The organism is Mycobacterium sp. 1245499.0 (assembly GCF_001673615.1).
In the GTDB taxonomy this organism is placed as follows: domain Bacteria; phylum Actinomycetota; class Actinomycetes; order Mycobacteriales; family Mycobacteriaceae; genus Mycobacterium; species Mycobacterium europaeum_A.
Genome location: NZ_LZMG01000435.1, coordinates 1 through 21,927, shown reverse-complemented (window position 1 = coordinate 21,927; position 21,927 = coordinate 1). Strand labels below are relative to the sequence as shown.

Annotated in this window: 20 protein-coding genes and 2 pseudogenes; 16 read left to right on the top strand and 6 right to left on the bottom strand. The window is 68.2% G+C overall.

Annotated elements, in window-relative coordinates:
• A partial coding sequence (locus tag A5646_RS27045; RefSeq protein WP_067025566.1) for an acyl-CoA dehydrogenase family protein occupies positions 1-1,081 on the top strand: 1,081 nt, incomplete at its 5' end.
• A 16-nt stretch (positions 1,082-1,097) separates the two neighbouring features.
• Here A5646_RS27045 and mntR read toward each other — a convergent pair.
• Complete coding sequence (gene mntR / locus A5646_RS27040; RefSeq protein WP_066879368.1) at positions 1,098-1,802, bottom strand: manganese-binding transcriptional regulator MntR; 705 nt, start codon at positions 1,800-1,802, stop codon at positions 1,098-1,100.
• A 113-nt stretch (positions 1,803-1,915) separates the two neighbouring features.
• Between mntR and A5646_RS27035 the strand changes: the two genes are divergently transcribed.
• Complete coding sequence (locus tag A5646_RS27035; RefSeq protein ID WP_066879371.1) at positions 1,916-2,902, top strand: bifunctional riboflavin kinase/FAD synthetase; 987 nt, start codon at positions 1,916-1,918, stop codon at positions 2,900-2,902.
• Between the two features lie 22 nt (positions 2,903-2,924).
• On the opposite strand, the gene A5646_RS27030 is transcribed toward A5646_RS27035, so the two are convergent.
• Together A5646_RS27030 and A5646_RS27025 are read right to left on the bottom strand one after the other, a co-directional pair.
• Positions 2,925-3,410, bottom strand: a complete 486-nt coding sequence (locus A5646_RS27030) for an SRPBCC domain-containing protein (RefSeq protein ID WP_066864398.1) — start codon at positions 3,408-3,410, stop codon at positions 2,925-2,927.
• A 3-nt stretch (positions 3,411-3,413) separates the two neighbouring features.
• The gene (locus tag A5646_RS27025; protein ID WP_066879378.1) at positions 3,414-3,755 is read right to left on the bottom strand and encodes a helix-turn-helix transcriptional regulator; all 342 of its coding nucleotides are present in this window, start codon (positions 3,753-3,755) and stop codon (positions 3,414-3,416) included.
• A 170-nt stretch (positions 3,756-3,925) separates the two neighbouring features.
• Between A5646_RS27025 and rpsO the strand changes: the two genes are divergently transcribed.
• The 4 genes from rpsO (at position 3,926) to A5646_RS27005 (ending at position 9,284) form a co-directional block, all read left to right on the top strand.
• A complete protein-coding gene (rpsO, locus tag A5646_RS27020) occupies positions 3,926-4,195 on the top strand; it encodes a 30S ribosomal protein S15 (protein WP_007775081.1) in 270 nt (89 codons plus the stop codon).
• Between the two features lie 366 nt (positions 4,196-4,561).
• A complete protein-coding gene (locus A5646_RS27015; protein WP_067025551.1) occupies positions 4,562-6,838 on the top strand; it encodes a polyribonucleotide nucleotidyltransferase in 2,277 nt (758 codons plus the stop codon).
• Positions 6,816-8,198 (top strand): pitrilysin family protein, encoded by a 1,383-nt coding sequence (locus A5646_RS27010; RefSeq protein WP_067025563.1) that lies wholly within the window; start codon positions 6,816-6,818, stop codon positions 8,196-8,198. The genes A5646_RS27015 and A5646_RS27010 overlap by 23 nt, the downstream gene beginning before the upstream one ends.
• A gap of 60 nt (positions 8,199-8,258) precedes the next feature.
• Positions 8,259-9,284, top strand: a complete 1,026-nt coding sequence (locus A5646_RS27005; RefSeq protein WP_066860909.1) for a nitronate monooxygenase — start codon at positions 8,259-8,261, stop codon at positions 9,282-9,284.
• On the opposite strand, the pseudogene ald reads toward A5646_RS27005, so the two are convergent.
• Positions 9,281-10,282, bottom strand: a pseudogene (ald, locus tag A5646_RS27000) (alanine dehydrogenase); the annotation flags it as partial. The gene A5646_RS27005 and the pseudogene ald overlap by 4 nt on opposite strands.
• On the opposite strand from ald, the pseudogene A5646_RS29290 reads away from it, so the two are divergent.
• The 6 genes and pseudogenes from A5646_RS29290 to A5646_RS26975 all read left to right on the top strand — a co-directional run.
• Positions 10,279-10,437, top strand: a pseudogene (locus A5646_RS29290) (alanine dehydrogenase); the annotation flags it as partial. The pseudogenes ald and A5646_RS29290 sit on opposite strands and share 4 nt — an antisense overlap.
• Positions 10,438-10,506: 69 nt before the next feature.
• Positions 10,507-10,968, top strand: coding sequence for an SRPBCC family protein (locus tag A5646_RS26995; protein WP_066860903.1), 462 nt, complete (start codon positions 10,507-10,509; stop codon positions 10,966-10,968).
• A 24-nt stretch (positions 10,969-10,992) separates the two neighbouring features.
• Positions 10,993-12,456, top strand: a complete 1,464-nt coding sequence (locus A5646_RS26990; RefSeq protein WP_067025549.1) for an NAD(P)/FAD-dependent oxidoreductase — start codon at positions 10,993-10,995, stop codon at positions 12,454-12,456.
• 133 nt (positions 12,457-12,589) lie between these two features.
• The gene (locus A5646_RS26985; protein ID WP_369807002.1) at positions 12,590-13,501 is read left to right on the top strand and encodes a metal-dependent hydrolase; all 912 of its coding nucleotides are present in this window, start codon (positions 12,590-12,592) and stop codon (positions 13,499-13,501) included.
• Complete coding sequence (locus A5646_RS26980; protein ID WP_067025546.1) at positions 13,501-15,258, top strand: SDR family oxidoreductase; 1,758 nt, start codon at positions 13,501-13,503, stop codon at positions 15,256-15,258. The genes A5646_RS26985 and A5646_RS26980 overlap by 1 nt, the downstream gene beginning before the upstream one ends.
• 11 nt (positions 15,259-15,269) lie before the next feature.
• On the top strand, positions 15,270-16,358 hold the full coding sequence (locus A5646_RS26975) for a PDR/VanB family oxidoreductase (protein ID WP_067025543.1): 1,089 nt from the start codon (positions 15,270-15,272) through the stop codon (positions 16,356-16,358).
• A gap of 12 nt (positions 16,359-16,370) precedes the next feature.
• Here the strand turns inward: A5646_RS26975 and A5646_RS26970 are convergent, their stop codons facing one another.
• Positions 16,371-17,021, bottom strand: coding sequence for a TetR/AcrR family transcriptional regulator (locus A5646_RS26970; RefSeq protein WP_067025541.1), 651 nt, complete (start codon positions 17,019-17,021; stop codon positions 16,371-16,373).
• 121 nt (positions 17,022-17,142) lie between these two features.
• Here A5646_RS26970 and A5646_RS26965 point away from each other — a divergent pair, with 121 nt between their 5' ends.
• Positions 17,143-18,150: a Rieske 2Fe-2S domain-containing protein gene (locus A5646_RS26965; protein WP_066860890.1), complete on the top strand. Its 1,008-nt coding sequence runs from the start codon at positions 17,143-17,145 to the stop codon at positions 18,148-18,150.
• Positions 18,147-19,229 (top strand): dihydrodipicolinate reductase, encoded by a 1,083-nt coding sequence (locus A5646_RS26960; protein ID WP_066860887.1) that lies wholly within the window; start codon positions 18,147-18,149, stop codon positions 19,227-19,229. The genes A5646_RS26965 and A5646_RS26960 overlap by 4 nt, the downstream gene beginning before the upstream one ends.
• A 5-nt stretch (positions 19,230-19,234) precedes the next feature.
• Here A5646_RS26960 and A5646_RS26955 read toward each other — a convergent pair whose 3' ends face one another.
• On the bottom strand, positions 19,235-20,593 hold the full coding sequence (locus tag A5646_RS26955) for an HNH endonuclease signature motif containing protein (protein WP_067025538.1): 1,359 nt from the start codon (positions 20,591-20,593) through the stop codon (positions 19,235-19,237).
• Between the two features lie 150 nt (positions 20,594-20,743).
• On the opposite strand from A5646_RS26955, the gene A5646_RS26950 reads away from it, so the two are divergent.
• Positions 20,744-21,313, top strand: a complete 570-nt coding sequence (locus tag A5646_RS26950; RefSeq protein ID WP_067025557.1) for a hypothetical protein — start codon at positions 20,744-20,746, stop codon at positions 21,311-21,313.
• 84 nt (positions 21,314-21,397) lie between these two features.
• On the top strand, positions 21,398-21,927 hold a 530-nt coding region (gene dapB, locus A5646_RS26945; RefSeq protein WP_067025554.1), incomplete at its 3' end, for a 4-hydroxy-tetrahydrodipicolinate reductase.

Here is a 21,927-nt window from a genome sequence, read left to right as displayed (position 1 = left end):
GCTGAACGGTACCGCCGCCGCTGAGGAATCCGGCGAAAAGCCCAACGGGTCAAGCGGTTTCGGCGGGGGCGCCCAGGGGTCGATGATCGCGGTGCTGGTGTCCGAGATCGCCCGGGTCAGCATCGGGTTGCTCAGCACGGCGTCGGTGAGCCTGGGCCTGGGCGCCGCGACCATCGCCAGCCGCGGGACGCTGGCGCAGAAGGAACGCTGGCTGCCCGAGCTGATGACGCTGGAAAAGATTGCGGCATGGGCGATTACCGAGCCGGACTCGGGTTCGGACGCGTTCGGCGGCATGAAGACCTACGTCAAACGCGACGGTGACGACTACATCCTCAACGGGCAGAAGACCTTCATCACCAACGGGCCCTGCGCCGACGTCCTGGTCGTCTACGCCAAGCTCGACGAGGGCCCCCGCGAGGGCAATGCGAGCGCGGACAAGCAAGACAAGCGCAACCGCCCGGTGCTGGTCTTCGTGCTCGATGCCGGCATGCCGGGCCTGACGCAGGGCAAGCCGTTCAAGAAGATGGGCATGATGTCCTCGCCGACCGGCGAGCTGTTCTTCGACAACGTGCGGCTGGGCCCGGACCGGCTGCTCGGCGAGAGCGAACAGCACACCGACGGCGACGGCCGTGACAGCGCGCGCGCCAACTTCGCCGCCGAGCGGATCGGGATCGCAATGATGGCGTTGGGCATCATCGACGAATGCCACCGGCTGTGCGTCGATTACGCGAAGAGCCGCACACTGTGGGGCCGCAACATCGGGCAGTTCCAATTGATCCAGCTCAAGCTGGCGAAGATGGAGATCGCCCGAATGAACGTGCAGAACATGGTCTTTCACACCATCGAGCGTCAGCAGGCCGGCAAGCCGCTGACGCTGGCCGAGGCGTCGGCGATCAAGCTGTACTCCTCGGAGGCGGCCACCGAGGTGGCGATGGAGGCCGTACAGCTGTTCGGCGGCAACGGATACATGGCCGAGTACCGGGTGGAGCAGCTGGCCCGCGACGCCAAGTCGCTGATGATCTACGCGGGCAGCAACGAGGTTCAGGTCACCCACATCGCCAAGGGACTGCTGGCCGACTGACGGGCGGGGCGCGCGGCTAGGCCGTCACCCAGATCGCCCGCGCGGCCGGGCTACCCAAATCGACCGTCGTCTCGGCGCCGTCGCCGGAATCGATGGCGACGGAGATCATGCCGGCGAATTCGCGCCGGGTCAGAACCCGCAGCCGGGAGTCGAGACTGATGCCGACGTCGGTGAAGTAGCGCAGCATCTCGGGGTCGGCGTCGGAGATGCGGGCCACCGTCCCGGTGTCCCCGTCGTCGCACGCCCACAGCTGGCGGGCCGGCGGGGTCGGCACCTGCCCGTCGGAGGCCGGTATCGGGTCACCGTGCGGGTCGCGCTGCGGAAAGCCCAGCTTGGCGTCGATGCGGGCCACCAGGCGATCCGACACCGCGTGCTCGAGCACCTCGGCCTCGTCGTGCACCTCGTCCCAGGCGTAGCCGAGCTCGTTGACCAGGAAGGTCTCCAGCAGCCGGTGCCGGCGCACCATCTCCAGCGCCGCGCGCCGCCCCGCCTCGGTCAGCGTCACCGCGCCGTATTTCTCGTGGTCCACGAGCCCCTGCTCGGCGAGTTTGCGGATGGACTCCGAGGCCGTGCTGGCCGACACCCCGATCTTCTCGGCCAGCATCTTGGTGCTGACCTTCTGCGGTGCGTCTTTCGGGGACCACTCCTGGGCATTCCAGATGACCTTCAGGTAGTCCTGGCCGACCGCGGTGATACCGCCACGCTCCTCGTCAGGCCTCACACCGAGAAAGTTTAGGCAACCCAGGCCTATTCCGGGGTGTTCCCCGACACCATGGCGGCGGTTTGCCCCTTCCCATCTCCCGGCGGACCACTGCGCGCCGTAGGCTGGCGGACGTGCAGCGGTGGCGCGGCCAAGACGAGATACCCACGGACTGGGGCAGGTGTGTGCTCACCATCGGTGTGTTCGATGGTGTGCATCGCGGCCACGCCGAGCTGATCGCGCATGCGGTGAAAGCGGCGCGGGCCCGCAACGTTCCGACGGTGCTGATGACGTTCGACCCGCACCCGATGGAAGTGGTCTATCCCGGCAGCCACCCCGCGCAGCTGACGACGCTCACCCGGCGCGCAGAGCTGGTCGAAGAGCTGGGCATCGACGTCTTCCTGGTCATGCCGTTCACCACCGATTTCATGAAGCTCACCCCGGAGCGCTACGTCCACGAGCTGCTGGTGGAGAACCTGCACGTGGTCGAGGTCGTCGTGGGGGAGAACTTCACCTTCGGCAAGAAGGCGACCGGCAACGTCGAAACGCTGCGACGCGCCGGCGAGCGCTTCGGGTTCGCCGTGGAGTCGATGTCGCTGCTGTCCGAGCACCACAGCAACGAGACCGTGACGTTCTCGTCCACCTACATCCGGTCCTGTGTGGACGCCGGTGACGTGGTGGCGGCGATGGAGGCGCTAGGCCGGCCGCACCGGGTCGAGGGCGTGGTGGTCCGCGGCCACGGGCGCGGTGCCGAGCTGGGCTTTCCCACCGCGAACGTGGCGCCGCCGATGTATTCGGCCATCCCGGCCGACGGCGTGTACGCCGCCTGGTTCACCGTGCTCGGCCACGGTCAGGGGGCGGGGGCCCCCGGGGCGATGGTCCCGGGCGAGCGCTATCAGGCGGCGGTGTCGGTGGGCACCAACCCGACGTTCTCCGGGCGTACCCGCACCGTGGAGGCGTTCGTCCTGGACACCGACGCCGACCTGTACGGACAGCACGTGGCGCTGGACTTCGTCGCCCGAATCCGCGGCCAGCACAAGTTCGACTCGATCGCCGACCTCATCGACGCGATGGGCAGGGACACCGAACGGGCCCGCATCACCCTCGCGGCCCAGGACTGATTCCAGGAGTCGCCGGCAGGCGTCAGGCGGCGAGCAGGTCGTCGATCTGGTTGATGGCCGAAGAGGCGCCCTCGACGACGCCCATGTCCAGCACCTGCTGCAGCGCCTCGGCGGAGGAGTAGGTGCTCACGTAGGTCGCGCGAGTGCCGCCGTTGTGCTCGGCGAATGTGTACACATTCCTCGAGACCGGCAGGTCGGGGTTCGGGTTGAAGTCCAGGTCGGCGAAGCCGTCCAGGAAGGAGAAGCTCGTCGGTTCGTCCACGGCCGTGATCTCCCAGTACCCGGCGTACTTCTGGCCGTCCGGTCCGGTCATGAAGTACGTCGTGCGACTGCCGGGTGTGAGGCTGTGGTCGACGACGGTCGCCGGGTGGGACGGCGGTCCCCACACCTTCTCCAACTGACGAGGGTCGGCGTACACCTGCCAGATTCGGGCCACCGGCGCGGCGAAGTCCGCCGTGATGGTCAGCGTCAGGTTGTCCGGGTCGTGCTGGACGTCGGTCACGGGCATGGTTCAGTCCTCCTGGTTTGAGTCGGATGCGATGAGTTCGTCGACGCGGGCGATGCGATCCCGCCAGAGGGATTCGAGTTCGGTGAGCATCGCGGCCACCGACCGCACGGCCGCCACGTCACCGCTGGCCAGCTGCTCTCGACCGCTTCGTCGTTTGGTGAGCAGGCCGGCCTTTTCCAGCACGACGACATGCTTCTGCACCGCGGCGAAGCTCATGTCGTACTTGACCGCCAATGCGGAAACCGAGTGTTCCCCTTCCAGGGTCCGGCGCATGATGTCGCGCCGGGTTCGGTCGGCGAGCGCGTGGAACAGGGCGTCCACCCGGTCCTCCTGATCTACGGTCACCCGAGCAACATACAACCATTTGGTTGTATGTTGTCAAGGGCGCAGCGCTGGCCTGCGATTTCGGTAGACGTCGCCGCCGCTGATAGACTCGCCAGCCGATACGGCGTGTGCTGCAGTCCGCGGCGGCCACGCACGAGATTTCTCGCGGCACCGATTGATGGAGTTAGTTCGTGGCGCTTACAGCCGAGCAGAAAAAAGAAATCCTGGGCAATTACGGCCTGCATGGCACCGACACCGGTTCGCCTGAGGCGCAGGTCGCGCTGCTGACCAAGCGGATCGCCGACCTGACCGAGCACCTGAAGGTGCACAAGCACGACCACCACTCGCGTCGCGGACTGTTGCTGCTGGTCGGCCGCCGTCGCCGGCTGCTCAAGTACGTCGCGCAGATCGATGTCGAGCGGTACCGCTCGCTGGTCGAGCGGCTGGGCCTGCGTCGCTGACGCAGCCCCCACCGGGGCGTTCGCGGCCCCGCAAATTCCGAGCGATATGGCGGGCAGGGGTCGCCCGTGTAGAGTGAGGACGTTCTGGGCCGGTTCGGCCCGAGCAAACGGTGCGGTCACGCAGATCCGCGTGTGCCGTTCCAGCGTGTCACTACGCACGTTCGAGGGAGCAGCCAGTCTGCATCGGGCGGTCTTCGGTAGTGGCTGCCGGGCTCTCCGGATCTGGGGCAGGTCGGCCGCTTCGATCGATGGCCGTAGCCGTATTCAGACTCAGCGCCTCCCGCGGGTGACCCGTGGCCGTCAGGCCTGCGGTTCGCGCGTGGCCACGCGAAAAAGCTGAATACAAGAGAGGCCGTACGGACGTCCATGTCTGTCGCTGAAATTGAAGAGGGCGTGTTCGAGGCGACCGCCACCATCGACAACGGGAGCTTCGGCACCCGCACCATCCGTTTCGAGACCGGCCGGTTGGCCCAGCAGGCCGCTGGCGCCGTGGTCGCGTACCTCGACGAAGAGAACATGCTGTTGTCGGCGACGACCGCCAGCAAGAGCCCCAAGGAGCACTTCGACTTCTTCCCGCTGACCGTCGATGTCGAGGAGCGGATGTATGCCGCCGGTCGCATTCCCGGTTCGTTCTTCCGTCGCGAGGGCCGTCCCTCCACCGACGCGATCCTGACCTGTCGGCTCATCGACCGGCCGCTGCGCCCGTCGTTCGTCTCCGGGCTGCGTAACGAGATCCAGGTCGTGGTGACCATCCTGAGCCTGGATCCCAACGACCTGTACGACGTGCTGGCGATCAACGCCGCGTCGGCCTCGACCCAGCTGAGCGGGCTGCCGTTCTCGGGTCCCATCGGTGGGGTGCGGGTCGCGCTGATCGACGGCACCTGGGTGGCGTTCCCGACCGTCGAGCAGCTCGAGCGGGCCGTGTTCGACATGGTGGTGGCCGGCCGCATAGTCGGCGAAGGCGACAAAAAAGACGTGGCCATCATGATGGTCGAGGCCGAGGCGACCGAGAACGTCATCGAGCTCGTCGAGGGCGGCGCCCCGGCGCCGACGGAAACCGTTGTGGCCGAAGGCCTCGAGGCCGCCAAGCCGTTCATCGCCGCGCTGTGTAGCGCGCAGGAGGAACTGGCCGGGGCGGCCGCCAAACCGGCCGGCGAGTTCCCGACGTTCCCGGACTACGGTGACGACGTCTACTACTCGGTGGCCTCGGTGGCCACCGACGAGCTGGCCAAGGCGCTGACCATCGGCGGCAAGGCCGAGCGTGACGCGCGCACCGACGAGCTCAAGGCCGAGGTGCTCGCGCGCCTTGCTGGGGACTCTGGGACCTACGAGGGCCGCGAGAAAGAGATCAGCGCCGCCTACCGGTCACTGACCAAAAAGCTGGTGCGCCAGCGCATCCTGACCGATCACTTCCGCATCGACGGCCGCGGCATCACCGACATCCGCGCGTTGTCGGCCGAGGTGGCCGTGGTGCCGCGGGCGCACGGCAGCGCGCTGTTCCAGCGCGGTGAGACCCAGATCCTGGGCGTCACCACGCTCGACATGGTCAAGATGGCCCAGCAGATCGATTCGCTGGGGCCCGAGACCTCGAAGCGCTACATGCACCACTACAACTTCCCGCCGTTCTCCACCGGCGAGACCGGCCGGGTGGGCTCGCCCAAGCGGCGCGAGATCGGGCACGGCGCCCTGGCCGAGAGGGCCCTGATCCCGGTGCTGCCCGGCGTCGAGGAGTTCCCCTACGCCATCCGTCAGGTGTCCGAGGCGCTGGGTTCCAACGGCTCAACGTCGATGGGTTCGGTCTGTGCGTCCACCCTGTCGCTGCTCAACGCCGGTGTGCCGCTCAGGGCGCCGGTGGCCGGCATCGCGATGGGGCTGGTCTCCGACGACGTCGAGATCGACGGTCGCACCGAGCGCCGCTTCGTCACCCTGACCGACATCCTGGGCGCCGAGGACGCGTTCGGCGACATGGACTTCAAGTGCGCCGGCACCAAGGACTTCGTCACCGCGCTGCAGCTGGACACCAAGCTCGACGGCATCCCGTCGCAGGTGCTGGCGGGCGCGCTGGGGCAGGCCAAGGACGCTCGGCTGACCATCCTCGAGGTCATGGCCGAGGCCATCGACGCACCCGACGAGATGAGCCCCTACGCGCCGCGGGTCACCACCATCAAGGTCCCGGTGGACAAGATCGGCGAGGTCATCGGCCCCAAGGGCAAGGTGATCAACGCGATCACCGAGGAGACCGGCGCGCAGATCTCCATCGAGGACGACGGCACCGTGTTCGTCGGCGCCACTGACGGGCCCTCGGCGCAGGCCGCGATCGACCGGATCAACGCCATCGCCAACCCGCAGTTGCCGACGGTCGGCGAGCGGTTCCTCGGAACCGTGGTCAAGACAACGGATTTCGGTGCGTTCGTGTCGCTGCTGCCCGGCCGTGACGGCCTGGTGCACATCTCCAAGCTCGGTAAGGGCAAGCGGATCGCGAAGGTCGAGGACGTGGTGAACGTCGGCGACAAGCTGCGCGTGGAGATCGCCGACATCGACAAGCGCGGCAAGATCTCGCTGGTTCTGGTGGAGGAAGACAACTCGGCTCCCGCCGATGCTCCGGCGGCCGCACCTGCCGATGCCGCGACGGCGAGCAGCTGACTCGTCGACCGGGACGCGTCCCGGTCGGGCCGGCGCTTTGCGCCGGGGCGAGGCCGCTGAGGCGGAATCGGCACCCCAGGCCGCGCTGCGGCGCAGCACGCTGCCGGGCGGCTTGCGGGTGGTCACCGAATACCTGCCCTCGGTGCGCTCCGCGTCGGTCGGGGTCTGGGTCGGCGTCGGCTCGCGCGACGAAGGTGCGACGGTGGCCGGGGCCGCGCACTTCCTCGAGCACCTGCTGTTCAAGTCGACCCCCAGCCGCACGGCGGTGGACATCGCGCAGGCGATGGACGCCGTCGGGGGAGAGCTGAACGCGTTCACCGCCAAGGAGCACACCTGCTACTACGCGCACGTGCTCGACAGTGATCTGGCCCTGGCCGTCGACCTGGTCGCCGATGTGGTGCTCAACGGCTGCTGCGCGGCCAGCGACGTCGAGCTGGAACGCGACGTGGTCCTCGAAGAGATCGCCATGCGCGACGACGACCCCGAGGACGCCCTCGGCGATATGTTCCTGTCCGCGCTCTTCGGTGACCATCCGGTGGGCCGTCCGGTCATCGGCACCGCGCAGTCGGTGATGTCGATGACGCGAAACCAGCTGCACTCGTTTCATGTCCGGCGCTACACGCCGGAGCGGATGGTGGTGGCGGTGGCCGGCAATGTCGACCACGACGAGGTGGTCGCGCTGGTGCGCGAGCACTTCGGGCCGCATCTGGTCCGCGGGCGCGACCCGATCGCGCCGCGCAAGGGGTCCGGCCGGGTCACCGGCCGTCCCGTCCTGATGCTGGGCAACCGGGACGCCGAGCAGGCCCACGTGTCGCTGGGCGTGCGCACGCCCGGGCGCGGCTGGGAACACCGGTGGGCGCTGTCGGTGCTCAACACCGCGCTGGGCGGTGGCCTGAGTTCGAGGTTGTTCCAGCAGGTTCGCGAGCTGCGCGGGCTGGCCTACTCGGTCTACTCGACGGTGGACGTCTTCGCCGACAGCGGTGCGCTGTCGGTGTATGCGGCCTGCCAGCCGGAACGCTTTGCCGAGGTGATGGCGGTGACCAGCGGCGTGCTCGAATCCGTGGCGCGCGACGGCATCACCGAGTCGGAATGCCGCATCGCCAAGGGATCGCTGCGCGGCGGGCTGGTGCTAGGCCTGGAGGATTCCAGCTCGCGGATGAGCCGGTTGGGCCGCAGCGAGCTCAACTACGGCAGACACCGCAGCATCGAGCACACGCTGCAGCAGATCGATCGGGTGACCGTCGAGGAGGTCAACGCGGTGGCCCGCCGGCTGCTCGGGCAGCGCTACGGCGCCGCGGTTCTGGGCCCCTACACCGCCAAACGGTCACTGCCCCAACAACTTCGGGCGATGGTAGGCTAGCTCAAATGTCCGCCTCCTCACTCGCGCCGTGCCGGCGCTCGCCGTCGACGGACTAGCTGAATGGTACTGGGCTTCTGGGACATCATGGTGCCCATCGTGGGCGCCCCCATGGCCGGCGGGCCCGGCACTCCCGCGTTGGCCGCGGCGGTGTCCAATGCGGGTGGGCTCGGTTTCGTCCCCGGCGGGCACCGCAGCGCCGAGCAGTTCGCCGACGACATCGCCGCGGCGCGCAAGGCCACCACCGGCCCGCTCGGGGTGAACCTGTTTGTGCCCCAGCCCAGCGTCGCCGATTGGGTGGCCCTGCACTACTACGCGGCCGAACTCGAAGAAATCGCCGAGCATTACCAGGTGGAGGTGGGTCACCCGCAGCACGGCGACGACGACGAGTGGGAGCAGAAGCTCGAGGTGGTGGCCGACGTCCGGCCCGAGCTGGTGTCGTTCACCTTCGGTGTGCCGCCGCCCGATGTGATCCGGCGGCTCGGCGCGCTGGGCCTGCTGGTGATGGTCACCGTGACATCGGCCTACGAAGCGGGAGTGGCCGTCGCGGCCGGGGCGGACAGCCTGGTGGTCCAGGGTCCCGCCGCGGGCGGGCACCGCGGCACGTTCGCCCCCGACATGGAACCCGCGAACGAGTCGCTGCACCAGCTCATCGATCGCATCCGGCACGCCCACGACGTCCCGATCGTCGCCGCGGGCGGGCTGGGCACCGCCGACGAGGTCGGGGCGGCGCTGCGCAGGGGAGCGGTGGCGGCCCAGGTCGGCACCGCGTTGCTGCTGGCCGACGAGGCGGGCACCAACGCGGCGCACCGCGTCGCCCTGAAGAACCCGCTGTTCGCGACGACCGTTGTCACGCGGGCGTTTTCGGGCCGCTACGCGCGCGGGCTGGAGAACGACTTCACCCGGATGCTCGATCACGTGGCGCCGCTGGGCTACCCCGAGGTCAACCAGATGACCTCACCGATCCGGGAAGCGGCCGCCGCCATGGAAGACCCCAACGGGATGGCGCTGTGGGCGGGGACCTCGTTCAAGCACGCGTGCGCCGGCCCCGCCGCGGACATCATCGCCCGCCTCGCGGCCACCAGTTAGCCCAGAACGCCGGCCGGGTCGGTGAACGGCAGGCCGAGGTCGGTGGCCACCTGCCCGGACAGCAAGGCGCCGTCGTGCGTCGAAAGGCCTTTGGCCAGAGCATGATCCGATCGGCATGCGGCCTGCCAGCCCCGGTCGGCGAGCGCCAGCACGTAGGGCATGGTCGCGTTGGTCAGCGCCACCGTCGAGGTCTTGGGCACCGCGCTGGGCATGTTGGCCACGCAGTAGAAAACCGTGTCGTGCACCGCGAAGGTGGGATCATCGTGCGTGGTCGGCCGGGAGTCCTCGAAGCAGCCGCCCTGGTCGATCGAGATGTCGACCAGCACTGCGCCCGATTTCATCTGCGAGACAAGGGAATTCGAGATCAGCTTGGGCGCCTTGGCGCCGGGCAGTAGCACGGCGCCGATGACCAGGTCGGCGCGCTTGACGGTGCCCTCCAAATCGTAGGCCGACGAGTAGCGGGTGCGGACCTGGCCGCCGAACTCCGCATCGAGCAGCCGCAGCTTGTTGATGTTGACGTCGAGAACCGTGACTGCCGCACCCATCCCGCCGGCGACCCGCGCGGCGTTATAGCCGGCGGTCCCCGCGCCGACGACCACGACGTCGGCGGGTTTGACGCCCGGCACGCCGCCCATCAGTACCCCGCGCCCGCCGTGGGTCCGCATCAGGTGATAGGCGCCCACCTGAGCCGACAGCCGGCCGGCGACCTCGCTCATCGGGGCCAGCAACGGCAGCGTGCCGTCGGCGGCTTGGACCGTCTCGTAGGCGATCGACGTCGTCCCGGATGCCAACAGCGCCTCGGTGCACGCCCGCGACGCGGCCAGATGCAGGTAGGTGAACAGGATCTGGTTGCGCCGCAGCAGGTCATACTCGGTCGGTACCGGCTCTTTGACCTTGAGCAGCAGATCGGCATCGCCCCAGACCTGCTCGGCCGTGTCCGCCAGTTCGGCCCCGGCGGCCTTGAACTCGGCATCGGAGATCGCCGACCCCTCCCCGGCGCAACCAGATCCTGTTCACCTACCTGCATCTGGCCGCGTCGCGGGCGTGCACCGAGGCGCTGTTGGCATCCGGGACGACGTCGATCGCCTACGAGACGGTCCAAGCCGCCGACGGCACGCTGCCGTTGCTGGCCCCGATGAGCGAGGTCGCCGGTTCACCGTCAAGTGTGAAGAAAGTTCGTAAGCGGCGCAAAAGCTGGGTGTTTGCTGGATATGATCGGCGAATGAGTGACCCGTGCGTGACGGCCACCGTGCGGATCGGGGCCCGGCCCGACGAGGTGTACCGGCTCATCACCGACCTGCCCACGCTGGCCGAGCTGGCCGAGGAAGCGGTGGCGATGGAATGGCGCAAAGGTGACGCGGTGCGGCCGGGCGCGGTGTTCGTCGGCCACAACCGCAGCGGCAGCCGGCGCTGGAGCACCAAGTGCACGGTCACCGACGCCGAACCGGGCCGCCGCTTCGCATTCGACGTGAGCCACACCATCTTTCCGGTCGCCCGCTGGCAATACGACATCGTCGCGGCCGACGGCGGATGTGAGGTCACCGAAAGCACCTGGGACCGCAGGCCCGGGTGGTTCCGCAAGGTCGCCGGCAAGGCCACCGGCGTCAGCGATCGGGTGACCGCCAACACTGAGCACATCCGGCTCACGCTGCAGCGCCTCAAGCAGCGCGCCGAAACCGACTAGCCCACGAACCACCGTAGTGTTTCGATGACGCGACGCGACCCCGCCGTAGCCGTCATCGGAGCGGGCATGTCCGGACTGTGCGTCGCAATCACCTTGCTGCGCAACGGTATCAGCGATGTGACCGTTTATGAGAAGGCCGACGAGGTGGGCGGCACCTGGCGGGATAACACCTATCCGGGGCTGGTCTGCGACATCCCCTCGCGCATCTACCAATACAGCTTTGCCCGCAACCCCGACTGGTCGCACCTGTTCTCGCCCGGCGGCGAAATCCAGGCCTATTTCCGTGACATCGCCGACCGTTACGGGTTGCGGAGGCGGATTCGGTTCGGCACCGAGATCGTCCACGCCCGTTTCGACGACGGCCGGTGGGTGGTGCGCACCGCTGCCGGGGAGGAATTCAAGGTCGACTTCTTGATCTCGGCCACCGGCGTGCTGCATCACCCGCGACTGCCAACGATTCCGGGCTTGGATGCCTTCGGCGGCAATGTGTTTCACTCGGCGCGCTGGGATCACGGCGTCGACGTGCGTGGGCTCCGGGTCGCGGTGGTCGGCAACGGGTCGACGGGCGTGCAGCTGGTGTGCGGGCTGGCCGGGGTGGCCGGCCAGGTCACGCTGTTCCAGCGCACGGCGCAATGGGTGCTGCGGCTGGCCAACCCGCGCTACAGCGGCTTCACCGGGATCACCCGGCGCAAGATGCCGTGGCTCGACGGGTTGGCGTACCGCATCTACAGCCTGGGCTACGACTACTTCGCGGTCGGACTGACCAAGCCGGGCCTGCGCCGCAAGATCATGGCGGCGCTGTGCCGCGCCAGCCTCTGGGAAATTCGCGATCCCGAGTTGCGGCGGGCCCTGACCCCCGACTACACGCCGGCCTGCAAACGACTGGTGATGTCGAACGGCTTCTACCGGGCGATGCAGCGCGACGACGTCGAGCTGGTGACGGCGGGCATCGACCATGTCGAAGAGCGCGGCATCGTCACCGCCGACGGGGTCCTCCACGAGGTGGACGTCATCGTGCTCGCCACCGGATTCGACACCCACGCGTTCTTCCGGCCGATGGAGCTGATCGGGCGTGACGGCATCCGCGCCGACGACGTCTGGCGCGACGGGCCGCGGGCCTACCAGACCGTGGCGCTGTCCGGCTTCCCCAACTTCTTCATGATGCTGGGGCCGCACAGCCCGGTGGGGAACCTGGCGCTGACGACGGTGGCCGAATCGCAGGCCGACCACATCGTGGGCTGGATCGAGCGCTGGCGCCGCCGAGAATTCGACACGGTGGAGCCGACGGCCGCGGCGACCGAGCGTTTCAACGCGACGCTGCGCGCCGCGATGCCGGACACCGTGTGGACCACTGGCTGCAACAGCTGGTACCTCAACAACGACGGCGTGCCCGAGGTGTGGCCCCTCACGCCGGCCGAACACCGCCGGATGCTGGCGAACCCCGAACCCGGCCAGTACGACCTGCGCCGGCACGCCGCGGCCCGCTGAAGAACCGCGCCAAAGAACCCAGTACCGGCGGTTTCGCATATCTGGGTCGCGTCCCTATACTTGGGACGCGCCGCAAGGCCGGCGGCGCCCACCGCAAGACCGTGGTCGAGGGCTAAACGCCGAGGTAGGGGGCATGATGCTGACCGTCGACGACCAGGCAGCGGGTCCGCACGACGCCAAGCTGGACCACGAGCGACTGGTGCTCGAGGCGCGCGATGTCGACTTCGACTGGTCGCAGCTGCCGTTCCACTACGTGCCGGGTGAGCCGTTCGCCACCCACGTCCTCAACGTGCTGCACCTGCTGCTGCCGGCCGGCGAAGAGTTCTTCGTCGAGGTGTTCAAGCAGACGCTGCCGCTGATCAAGGACGACCAGCTGCGGCTGGATGTGCAGGGCTTCATCGGCCAGGAGGCCGTGCATTCGCAGGCGCACGCGAAGGTGCTCGCCCACTTCGCCGCGCGCGACATCGACCTGACGCCCTACACCGGCCAGATCAAGTGGCTGTTCGACAAGCTGCTGGGGCCCCGGCCGCACTGGTGCGAGCGCCGCCAGCAGAGCTGGCTGCTCGAGCAGGTTTCGCTCGTGTCGGCCATCGAGCACTACACCGCCATCCTGGGGGAGTGGATCCTCGACTCGCCGGCTCACGACCAGATCGGCACCGATCCGGTGATGCTCGACATGCTGCGCTGGCACGGCGCCGAAGAGGTCGAACACAAGGCGGTGGCCTTCGACACCATGAAGCACCTAAAGGCCGGCTATTGGCGGCAGGTGCGCGCCCAACTGGTCGTGACGCCCGCCATGCTGCTGCTGTGGATTCGCGGCGTGCGGTTCATGTACTCGCTTGATCCCCAGCTGCCGCCGCGCACCAAGCCGCGCTGGCGCGACTACTTCTCCGCCGCGCGCCGCGGCCTGGTGCCTGGCCCGCTGCGGTTCGTCCGCGCCATCGGCAACTACTACCGGCCCGGCTTCCACCCCTCGCAGCTCGGCGGGCTGGGGCTCGCCGTCGACTACCTGGCCGTCTCACCCGCCGCGCGCGCCTCGCACTGATGACTGTCACCTCGACCATCACTGCCAGCGACGGCGTCACGCTGGCCGTGCACCGGTACACCGACATCGACCCGGCGCGGCCGACCATCCTGGCGATCCACGGATTTCCCGATAACCACCATGTCTGGGACGGCGTGGCGCACGAGCTGGCCGGCAAGCCCTACAACGTCGTGGCCTACGACGTGCGCGGGGCCGGCGAATCCGCCCGTCCCGCAAAGAGATCCGGATACCTCTTCGCGCAACTGGTCTGCGACATCAGTGCGGTGATCGACAGCCTCGGCGTCGGGCCGGTGCACCTGCTGGCCCACGACTGGGGGTCGATCCAAGCATGGGCGGCCGTCACCGACGCCTCGGTGATGGGCAAAGTCGCTTCCTTCACCTCGATCTCGGGCCCGCACCTGAACTATGCCGGCGCGTTCCTGCGCTCGGCGCGCACCCCGCGCGCGGCGGCCCGCGTCATCCGGCAACTGATCTCGTCGGGCTACATCGCTTTCTTTTTGTGCCCGGGCGTGCCGGAGCTGTCCTTTCGCTCCCGGGTCGGCGTGAAAGTCGTTGAGGCTCTTGAGAGCATCGGCCGGTCGAGCACGCTCAGCCAGCGCCACGACACCAGGCGTTCGATCGCCGATTATGTGCACGGGCTCAATCTGTACCGGCAGAACATGCCGGCGCCGATGCTGACGCCCGGCCGCCCGCTCCCCGAGACCTCCGTCGCGGTCCAGACGTTGGTTCCGCGCCGGGACGTCTTCGTGACCCCCGCGCTGCAGCGGTTCACCGGCGCAATCCCCAAGGGCGGCAGGGTGGTCGAGATCGAGGGTGGGCACTGGGTGGTGACGTCACGCCCTGACGTCATCGCCCGGCTGACGACCGAGTGGGTCGACCGCAGCGTCGCCGGCGCGACCGGCGCCGGTGCGACCGAGGTGCGTGGCGAGCGGCGCGAGGTGCGCGGCAAACTGGCCCTGGTCACCGGCGCCGGTGCCGGGATCGGCCGGGCCACGGCGGTGGAGCTGGCCCGCCACGGTGCCCGCAAGATCGTGCTCGTCGATCGTGATCTGGCCGCGGCCAACGAGACCGCCGACGCGGTGCGCGCCGCGTGCGCCGACGCTCCGGTATACCAGGTCGACGTCAGCGACGAGGCCGCCATGAACGCCCTTGCCGCGCAGGTGCGCAACGAACACGGCGTGGTCGACATCCTGGTGAACAACGCCGGGATCGGCATGGCGGGCCGGTTCCTGGAGACGAGCTCGGCGAATTGGGAAGACATCATGGGCGTCAACGTCCGCGGCGTCATCTCGGGCAGCCGGGCGTTCGGGGCGCAGATGGTCGAGCGTGGCGAGGGCGGAACGATCATCAACGTGGCATCGGCGGCGGCGTTCCTGCCGTCGAAATCCATGGTCGCCTACAGCACCACCAAGGCGGCCGTGCTGGCGCTCAGCGAATCGTTGCGCGCCGACTTCGCCGACGAGGGGATCGGCGTCACCGCGGTGTGCCCGGGATTCGTCAACACCAACATCGCCAAGAACACCATCTACGCCGGGATGACCGCCGACCAGCAGGAGCGGGCGCGGGGCAAGGCCGACGCCGCCTACCGACGCCGCAACTTCACCCCCGAGGCGACCGCTAAGGCGATCGTCAAGGCCGTCAAGACGGGTCCGGCTGTGTTGCCGATCGCCGCGGAGTCACGCATCGGCTACGCGATGCGGCGCATCAGCCCCGGAGCTATCCGATTGTTCGCGCGCTTGGACATCCGGCAGAAGTAGGGACTGTTTCGGTGCCGGAAAGCATTTGGGCCAGCAGGCCCGCCGACCTGTACGGGCGGCGCGAGCACGACCGCTTCGGGTCGCTGTTGTGGGGCGTGCGTGCGGTGTTCGAAGGGTTCGCCTCGGTGTCCCGGTGGTCGCCGTCGCGGGTGCGGCCCGTGCAGCGCAAGATGACTGCGGTGGTGACCAAGCGCGAACTCGCCGCGCCGGACGTCGTCGCGCTGACCCTGGCCGACCCCGACGGGGGGTTGCTTCCGTCTTGGACGCCCGGCGGACACATCGACATTCTGCTGCCCTCGGGCCGGCGCCGGCAGTACTCGTTGTGCGGTCCTCCCGGCCGCCGCACCGATTACCGGATCGCCGTGCGCCGCATCGCCGACGGCGGAGGCGGATCCATCGAGATGCACGAGTCCTTCGACGTGGGCGACACATGCGAGTTCGAAGGGCCGCGCAATGCGTTCTACCTCGGCACCGCCGAGCGCGAGGTGTTGTTCGTCATCGGTGGCATCGGGGTGACGCCCATCCTGCCGATGATCCGGGTGGCCGCGCAGCGCGGCATCGATTGGCGCGCAGTCTATTCCGGCCGCAGCCGCGAGTACATGCCGCTGCTCGACGAGGTCGTGTCGCAGGCGCCGGATCGCGTGACGGTGTGGGCCGACGACGAGCGCGGCCGCTTCGCCACCGTGGTGGAGCTGCTGGCCGGAGCGGGACCGGCGACCGCCGTCTACGTGTGCGGGCCCAGCGCCATGCTGGAGGCCGTCCGGATCGCCCGCAACGAACATGCCGGTGCCCCACTGCATTACGAGCGGTTCAGTCCGGCACCCGTCGTCGACGGGGCCCCGTTCGAATTGGAACTTGCGCGATCACGGCAGGTGCTCGCGGTGCCGGCGAATCGGACGGCGCTCGATGTCATGCTGGATCGGGATCCGACCACGCCCTACTCGTGCCGACAGGGATTCTGCGGGACCTGCAGGGTCAAAGTGCTTGCCGGACAAGTGGATCACCGCGGCCGTGCCGCGACGGGCTCGAAAGAAATGCAGGGCGGCATGCTGGTGTGCGTCTCGCGGGCCGACGGCGAGCGAATCGTCATCGACGCCTGAGGCGGCGCTGCCTTACGGCCGGGACTCCTCGAGGTAGGCGGCCAGCGCGTTGGTCAGCCCCCGGCGCGCCATGTCGAGGTCGGCGTAGGAACCCAGCTGACGTTCCGACACCAGCCCGCGCATCGCGCCGGGGATCAGGGCGGCGACCTCGCGGACCCGATCCGGATCGACGGCCAAATCGGCGAACGCGTGCTGGCAGGTTTCCAGCCAGCTCTTGCCCCAGGAGAACAGCTCGGCGGCCGTGCGCGGGTAAAGCCGCTCGAGCTCGTCGGGATCACGCGGCAGCGCGGCCCGCAGGTTCTCGATCGCGCGTGAATCCGGCGAGGCCAGGCCGCGGTAGAGGGTTTCGATGATGGCGCCGACACGCTCGCGCAGCGGGGCGTCCGGCGAGACCGGTGTCGACAGCGTGGAGAACGTCGCGGCACGCCGTTCGGCGGTGCGGTGCAGCACCGCGGCCCAGAACCCGTCGGTGTCGCCGAACTGGTACTGCACCGCGCCCCAGGTCGCGCCGATGTCCTTGGCGATGCGGTTGGCCGACACCGAGCCGGGCTCACCGGAGGCCAGCGAGCGCAGCGCGGCCTCGAGCATGCTTTCGCGAGTCGCATGGCCCCGCCGATTCGGGCGCCGGCCCGCGACGCCGGCCGCGCTGTTCTGAGGGGTCATCCGCCGATCTTATCCATTGCGGCCGGGTCCGACGAGGAGTTTCATAGAGGGTACTTTGATTTTGGGGACGGGCGGCTTATCATTCGTACGCGAGGGAGGGCAGTCCACATGGCAGGGCTCGATGGCTAAGCCACCGTTGTCGATGAAACCGACCGGCTGGTTCCAGGTCGCCTGGTCCGACGAGATTGGCGTCGGCGACGTGCACACAATGAAGTACTTCGACCAGGAGATGGTGGCCTGGCGCGCCGCATCCGGCGAGCTCACGGTGATGAACGCCTACTGCGAGCACCTGGGCGCGCACCTGGGGTATGGCGGCAAGGTCGTCGGCGAGGTGCTGCAGTGCCCGTTCCACGGTTGGCAGTGGAGCGCCGAGGGTCGCAACGTCTGCATCCCGTACCAGGACCGGCCCAACCGCGGCCGCCGCATTCGGACCTACCCGGTGGTGGAGCGCAACGCGTCGGTGTACATCTGGCACGACCTGGAGCGCCGCGAACCCTACTTCGACGTGCCGGACGTGTTCACCGCGTTCGGCGACGGCAGCAGCGCGGACGACTACTACCCGCAGCAGCGGCTCTATCGCGAAAGCCTGGAACTGCACCCGCAATACGTGCTGGAGAACGGGGTGGACTTCGCGCACTTCAAGTTCGTGCACAACACCCCGATCGTGCCGGTGTTCACCCGCCACGACTTCGCCGAGCCGGTGTCCTACGTCGACTTCACCATCACGTTCGAGGGCGACGACGGGCAGAAGATCGAGGACGTCAACAGCGGCGTGCAAGCCATCAACGGCGGTCTGGGCATCGCGGTGACCAAGAGCTGGGGCATGATCGACAACCGCACCATTTCGGCGATCACGCCGATCGACGAGTTCACCTCCGATGTGCGCTTCATGGTCTACATCGGCCACACACCGCACAAGGACCCGGACCGCGCCGCCACCAAGGCGGACGAATTCGGGCGCGAGGTCATCCGCCAGTTCGAGCAGGACATCGAGATCTGGCGGCACCAGCGGTATTCGGACCCACCCGCGCTGGCCACCGACGAGTACGAGGGCTTCACCGCAATCCGCAAGTGGGCCAAGCAGTTCTATCCCGAGGCGTTCGCAACGCAGGAAGGCTCAAGGCAATGAGTACAGCACCGGTTCGCGTCTTTCAGGTTGGAAGCGGCAACGTCGGCACCGAGATGATCAAGCGGATCGCCACCCAGCCCGACATCGAACTCATTGGCGTGCACTGCTATTCGCCGGAGAAGGTCGGTAAGGACACCGGCGAGTTCGCCGGCTTGGCGCCCAACGGGGTGGCCTTCACCGGGACGGTCGAGGAGATCATCGCCGCCAAGCCGGACGTGCTGACGTTCCACGGGGTGTTCCCGGACGAGGACCTCTACGTCAAGGTGCTCGAGGCCGGCATCAACATCGTCACCACAGCCGACTGGATCACCGGCTGGCATCGCGACAAGAATCACCCGCATCCCTCGGGCAAGCCGGTGACCCAGCTGTTGGCGGAGGCCGCCGAGAAGGGCGGCGCAACCTTTTACGGGACCGGGATGAACCCCGGGCTGAACCAGATCCTGGGCGTGGTGTGCTCGGCAGACGTCGCCGACATCGAGAACGTGACCACCATCGAGTCCGTCGATGTGTCATGCCACCACTCCAAGGACACCTGGATCGAGGTGGGTTACGGCCAGCCGGTCGACGACCCCGAAATTCCGTCGAAGCTCGAGAAGTACACCCGCGTCTTCGCCGACAGCGTGTACATGATGGCCGACTGTTTCGACCTGACGCTCGACGAGGTCAAGTTCAGCTACGAGCTCGGCGCGTGCACCAAGGACGTCGACCTGGGCTGGTACACGCTGCCCAAGGGTTCGCTGGGTGGTAACTACATCAAGTACCAGGGCATGGTCGACGGCGTGCCGCGGGTCGAGACGCACCTGGAATGGCAGATGACCCCGCACACCGACCCGAGCTGGAACATCAAGGGCTGCTACATCACTCAGATCAAGGGCGATCCGTGCATCTACAACAAGCACATGATCTTCCCCAAGCCCGGCGTCGACCTGTCCAACCCGGACAACTTCGCCTCGATCGGGATGACCGTCACCGGCATGCCCGCGCTGGCCTCGATCAAGTCGGTGGTGGCGGCACCGCCGGGACTGATCACCAGCGCCGACCTGCCGCTGCGCGGATTCGCCGGGCGGTTCAAGAAGTAGGCCCGTCACGGCGACGCACCGTCGTCGAAGAGGCGTTCGGGATGGTGAAAGTCGTTGGTGCGCGCGCCGCGGTCCAGCTGCGGCGGCGGGATCCACTGGGTGCGGCCTCGTGGCGTTTTGCTTGTCCGCCAGCCTCTTCCGGCCAGCTTGTGATGCGGCGCGCAGGCGAAAGTGAGGTTGTTCGCGTCCGTCGTGCCGCCGGCCGCCCACTCAGCGCAATGATGCACCTCGCACCAATAGCCGGGGGCGTCGCAGCCGGGGTAACTGCAGCCGCGGTCGTGCGCGTACAAGACGATGCGCTGATCCGGTGTGGCAATGCGCCGCGACCGGCCGAGATACAGTGGGCGGCTCGAGTGCTCGTCGAATACGGCGAGGTAGTGGTAGGCGTGGCGGGCCATCCGGATCACATCGCGCATCGGTAGCAGCGTTCCGCCGCCGGTCACCGCGCGCCCCACCCCCGCCGTCAGTTCCTGCAGGGTGGTCGACACGATGACGGTCACCGGCAATCCGTTGTGCTGACCCAGTTTCGGATCGCCCAGCTGGCCTCGCACCAGGGCGTTGAGTGCGTCGTGTTGGCGCTGGGCGGGACTGCGCATGTCGCGGCGGGCGCGCTCATCATCGGGTTGGCCTGTAACGCAAGGCGTTTCGTCGTCGGGGTTGCACATCCCCGGAGCCGCAAACCTGGACAGCCATGCGTCGAGGTTGGCGCGCAGCTCGTGTGAGGCGACCAGCTTCCCGATGCTCATCCCATCGGGTCGTTGGCCGCACCAGCTGAACCCGCGCTGGCGTGCACGGTCGGCGTCGGAGAACGTTCCATCCGGGTTGATCCGCAGGGCGCACTGGTGTGCGAGCTTCTGCAACTGATCGGGGCGCAGCCGACGGGCCTGATCGGCCAGGAATCGCTCGGCGTCGTCCACCGTGGCAGCGGGGACCGAGTCCGGGAGATCCCGGACGAACGTCTGGATCACGCGCAGGTGCTGACCGTCGAGCAGCCCGTCGCGCCACGCCACGGCCGTAGCCGGCAATTGTGGCGGCAGCTCCGCGCCGGTGAGGGTCAAGTGCGGAGACAGCTCGGTGGCGTCGCGGAGCCGACGGCACGCCTCGGCATAGCTGATCCGCAGCCGGTCGGCGACCACTTTGTGCACCGGGCCGCCGATGTCGGCGGGATCCGCCGCCGCCAAACCGGCGATCAGGTCGTGGCTCATCGCGATCTGTCGCCGGCGCGAGGCCTCCATCCGTTCGAGCACGCGCAGCCGGACTGCGGGGCTCAGCGCGTCGAAGTCCAGGCCGCGGATCGCCGCATCGGCGGCATCCTGGGCATCCAGCGCGGCGGCCACCTCAGCGGGGACCTCGATCGAATGCATGTTCGAATGCTACGGGCGCGGCGCGACGAGGGAGGCGGATCGCGCCGCGGTTGTGGATGAACCTCGAACTGTGCACAGCGCGCCCCGGACTCGGATTGCGCGTGGGCGTCGGAGCGTTTTTCGCGACGGCGCTGCGGGTAACCACCCGTGGTGCGCGCGAGATTCGTCATTGCGCCAGCCGCGGTCGCCACGGCCATCGCCGCCATCGCCGCATGCTCATCTGCCACCGGTTCGGCCGACTCCACGCCAGACAGTCCACCGTTCCCGATCGGTCAGATGGGCGTGCCCGTGCATGTGCAGGCGGCCAGCGGCGCGACCGCCGACATCACCGTCAACAGCGCGACGTGGTTCCCGCCGGGATGCACCTCGCATTTCGCGAGTCCGACGCCTGGGTCCGCATGCAACGTGGTGGAACTGACTATCACCGCGACGTCCCACCGGTTCTTCAAGCTCGACCAGCACTACATGTTCGCCGGATACGGCGGCGGCAATCAGCCATGGACCCATCCCGACGACGCGCCCCAGCCGTCAACGCTTGCGGTCGACTTCCGCAGGCTCGACAAGATGCCCCCGCTGGTCACGGGCGGCCTACACGACGGGCAGACCGCGCACGGATTTGTCGGCTTCGCGATGCCGACGGCCGGCGAGCTGTACCTCACGATCAACGATCCCGAGCAGCCCGCGCCCTACACCGAAGCGGGCTTCATCGTCCACACCTGATCGCGCGAAACGCACGGTCGAGTCGCCACGCAACAACTCGACGCACACCGCGGCGCAGAAACGTCCCGGTCTAGGGTGAAGGCCATGCGGGTAGGAGTGCTGGGAGCCAAGGGCAAGGTCGGGTCGGCGATGGTGGCGGGCGTGCAGGCCGCCGGGGATCTGAGCTTGTCCGCCGAGGTGGACGCCGGCGATCCGATGAGCCTGCTGACCGAGGGCAACGCCGAGGTCGTCATCGACTTCACCCACCCCGACGTGGTGATGGACAATCTGAAGTTCGTCATAGACAACGGAATTCATGCCGTCGTGGGGACCACGGGCTTCACCGCCGAGCGGCTGCAGCAGGTGCAGGATTGGCTCGCCGACAGCCCGGGCACGTCGGTGCTGATCGCGCCGAACTTCGCGATCGGGGCGGTGCTGTCGATGCACTTCGCCAAGCAGGCGGCGCCCTTCTTCGACTCGGCAGAGGTCATCGAGCTGCATCACCCGCACAAGGCCGACGCACCGTCGGGAACCGCGACGCGCACCGCGAAACTGATCGCCGAGTCGCGAAAAGACTTGCCGCCCAACCCCGATGCCACCAGCACCAGCCTGCCGGGCGCGCGTGGCGCGGACGT

Bases quoted from the DNA above. Each gene is read 5' to 3' on its own strand.
- A5646_RS26970 (WP_067025541.1), bottom strand. From the start codon at position 17,021: ATGACCCCTCAGAACAGCGCGGCCGGCGTCGCGGGCCGGCGCCCGAAT.
- A5646_RS26960 (WP_066860887.1), top strand. From the start codon at position 18,147: ATGAGTACAGCACCGGTTCGCGTCTTTCAGGTTGGAAGCGGCAACGTC.
- A5646_RS26980 (WP_067025546.1), top strand. From the start codon at position 13,501: ATGACTGTCACCTCGACCATCACTGCCAGCGACGGCGTCACGCTGGCC.
- A5646_RS27030 (WP_066864398.1), bottom strand. From the start codon at position 3,410: ATGCCCGTGACCGACGTCCAGCACGACCCGGACAACCTGACGCTGACC.
- A5646_RS26955 (WP_067025538.1), bottom strand. From the start codon at position 20,593: ATGCATTCGATCGAGGTCCCCGCTGAGGTGGCCGCCGCGCTGGATGCC.
- A5646_RS26995 (WP_066860903.1), top strand. From the start codon at position 10,507: ATGAGTGACCCGTGCGTGACGGCCACCGTGCGGATCGGGGCCCGGCCC.
- A5646_RS26985 (WP_369807002.1), top strand. From the start codon at position 12,590: ATGATGCTGACCGTCGACGACCAGGCAGCGGGTCCGCACGACGCCAAG.
- A5646_RS26965 (WP_066860890.1), top strand. From the start codon at position 17,143: ATGGCTAAGCCACCGTTGTCGATGAAACCGACCGGCTGGTTCCAGGTC.
- A5646_RS27010 (WP_067025563.1), top strand. From the start codon at position 6,816: ATGCCGCGACGGCGAGCAGCTGACTCGTCGACCGGGACGCGTCCCGGT.
- A5646_RS27005 (WP_066860909.1), top strand. From the start codon at position 8,259: ATGGTACTGGGCTTCTGGGACATCATGGTGCCCATCGTGGGCGCCCCC.
- A5646_RS27015 (WP_067025551.1), top strand. From the start codon at position 4,562: ATGTCTGTCGCTGAAATTGAAGAGGGCGTGTTCGAGGCGACCGCCACC.
- A5646_RS26990 (WP_067025549.1), top strand. From the start codon at position 10,993: ATGACGCGACGCGACCCCGCCGTAGCCGTCATCGGAGCGGGCATGTCC.